This is a genomic window from Erythrobacter sp. HI0063 (genome assembly GCF_001635685.1).
Taxonomy (GTDB): domain Bacteria; phylum Pseudomonadota; class Alphaproteobacteria; order Sphingomonadales; family Sphingomonadaceae; genus Qipengyuania.
This window is the reverse complement of sequence record NZ_LWFF01000123.1, coordinates 1-2,111: the sequence shown is the minus strand read 5'-3', so window position 1 is coordinate 2,111 and position 2,111 is coordinate 1. Positions and strand designations below refer to the sequence as shown.

General features: G+C 60.1%; 2 protein-coding genes. Both read left to right on the top strand.

Annotated elements, in window-relative coordinates; translation table 11 throughout:
• Positions 1-10: 10 nt before the first annotated feature.
• Complete coding sequence (locus A3736_RS05295) at positions 11-1,231, top strand: chromate transporter (protein ID WP_255362959.1); 1,221 nt, start codon at positions 11-13, stop codon at positions 1,229-1,231.
• Positions 1,232-1,254: 23 nt separating this feature from the next.
• Positions 1,255-2,111: DUF1259 domain-containing protein (locus A3736_RS05290; RefSeq protein ID WP_233999241.1), on the top strand; the 857-nt coding region annotated here is incomplete at its 3' end.

Sequence of the window (2,111 nt, the reverse complement as noted above, 5' to 3'; positions counted from 1 at the left end):
GAACCGGTTCCTGCATGCGCTCAATTACTGCATGCTCCTGCCCGGACCGGAAGCCATGCAGCTTGCCACCTATATTGGCTGGTTGCTCCACGGCGTTCGCGGTGGCCTCGTCGCAGGATGCCTGTTCGTCCTTCCCGGCTTCCTCAGCATTATGGCGCTTAGCGTGCTCTATGCCAGTTTTCAGGAGGCCAGCTTCGTCCAGGCGATTTTCTTCGGCATTAAGGCGGCGGTGCTCGCCATAGTCATCGAGGCCCTGCTGCGCATCGGGAAAAGGGCATTGAAAACTTGGCCCATGTATCTGATTGCCGCCGCAGCCTTCGTGGCGATATTCGCATTCGATGCACCTTTCCCGCTGATTATCGCGGCCGCCGCGCTGGTCGGTTTTCTTGGAGGGCATTTCGATCCTGCACGCTTTCTGGTCATTCGCGCCCGTGAAACGACCGAGGACGGGGAGAGCGAGCCGGAAGCCGTGCTTCATACAGGCGGTATGGCGAAAGCGCAGCCTACATGGCGCGGAGCAGTCCGCACGGCCTTGATCTGGGGCAGCATCTGGGCAGCTCCCATAATTGCGCTGATCCTTCTTGTTGGCCCAAATCACGTGTTCACGGAACTGGCGGTTTTCTTCTCCAAGCTCGCGGTCGTGACATTCGGGGGCGCGTATGCCGTGCTGGCCTATATGGCGCAGGAAGCCGTGCAGACGCATGGCTGGCTTGCCCCCGGTGAAATGCTCGATGGGTTGGGCATGGCGGAGACCACGCCGGGTCCACTGATCCAGGTCGTCCAATTCGTGGGGTTCATGGGGGGATATCGCGAAGCAGACATGTTAGGCCCGGTGGCTTCGGGCATCGCGGCTTCGGTCATCGTCACGTGGGTCACGTTCGTGCCGTGCTTCCTATGGATTTTCCTTGGTGCGCCATTTATCGAAAAACTGCGCGGCGTGAAGCTTCTGACAGCGGCGCTTTCGGCGGTGACGGCAGCAGTCGTCGGTGTGATCCTAAACCTTGCCATCTGGTTTGCACTGCACGTTGCCTTCGCACGGCTTGACGAGGTTCGAGGTTACGGCGCACGCCTGCTCGTGCCGGACTTCGCCACGATCGACGTCGCCTCCGTCGTCATTGCCGCTGCGGCCCTGATCGCCATGCTGCGCTTCAAGATCGGGATGTTGCTCGTTCTCTTCGTGAGCGCACTCATTGGGTCGCTGTATTACCTCGCAATGATGGCTGGCACCTGAAATCACATCCAAGGAGAACTAAGATGAAGCAATTACGCAGAACATTGTTCGTCGGCGGCTTGGCTCTATCGCTATCAGCGATGTCGGCGGCTCTTCACGCGCAGGATAATCTCGGCAATCTCGAGGCACTGATTTTCGAGGCATCGCACTCGGAGGTCACCATGACCGACGATGGGGTCGCACGCATCGGTTGGACGCGCGCCGACGTGCCGGTGATGGTCGACGGCATGCGCCTCGATCCCCCGGCAGGTCTCGGCTCATGGGCTGCCTTCAAACCCGTCGATGGCGGAGTGATGGTCATGGGCGACACGGTCGTATTCGAGGATGAGATAACAGCCGCGATGGACGCTGCCCTCGCCAACGGGTTGACCGTCACCGCGCTGCACAATCACTTCATATTCGACGATCCGCCGGTCTATTTTATGCATATCGGCGGGCATGGGGAAACCGCCAAGTTGGCAGCGGGTGTAAAAGCCGTCTGGGATGCCATCAAGGAAGTGCGCGCCGCCTCGCCGACGCCGCAGCGCAGTTTCGGTGGCATGACGCCGGATGCAAACGGCACGATCGAAGCCCTGGCGCTGAGCGAAATCTTGGGCACCGAGCCAAGCATCGCCGATGGTGTCGTGAAATACACCTTCGCTCGCCAAGGCCGCATGCACGGCGTTGAGATCGGTGGTTCGATGGGGCTTACGACCTGGGCGGCGTTCTCGGGCACCAACGACCTTGCCGCCGTGGATGGTGACTTCATCATGACCGAGGACGAAGTCCAGCCCGTGCTCCGCGCACTGCGCGAGCGGGATATCCATATCGTAGCATTGCATAACCACATGATCGGCGGTGAACCGATGTTTTACTTCCTCCACTACTGGGGAATGGGTCC